The 349-nt window shown below is 38.1% G+C and carries 1 protein-coding gene; it reads left to right on the plus strand.

The features are described 5' to 3' along the window. On the plus strand, nt 1-349 hold a 349-nt coding region (locus AAEZ03_RS26330), incomplete at both ends, for a hypothetical protein (protein WP_350582699.1).

Raw genomic sequence — 349 nt, forward strand, 5'->3', positions numbered from 1 at the left:
ATTTACAGCCTTACCGCTTTCCAGTGGCGTTACTTTTTCTGATACCTATATCGTTTATGCTATTTGGCCTGCCATTTTTAATTTATTTGTTTTTTAGTACCAGAAAAGAGCTAAAGCTATACAAGTACGGGCAAGTCGCTACGGCGCGTATCGTTTCTATGATGCCGAAATATGCCATTCCTATTATCAATTTTGGACAAGGCGTCATCGTGCATTATGAATATGAAACGAGAAGTGGCAATAAAGTGATAGGGGAATCGTTAACCACAGATTTCTCAATTATAAGTGATAAAAGAACAGGGGATGATATTCCGATCTTTGTAGCGGCGAACAATGAATATCAATCATG

The organism is Pseudomonas sp. HY2-MNA-CIBAN-0224 (assembly GCF_040310285.1).
Taxonomy (GTDB): domain Bacteria; phylum Pseudomonadota; class Gammaproteobacteria; order Pseudomonadales; family Pseudomonadaceae; genus Aquipseudomonas; species Aquipseudomonas helleri.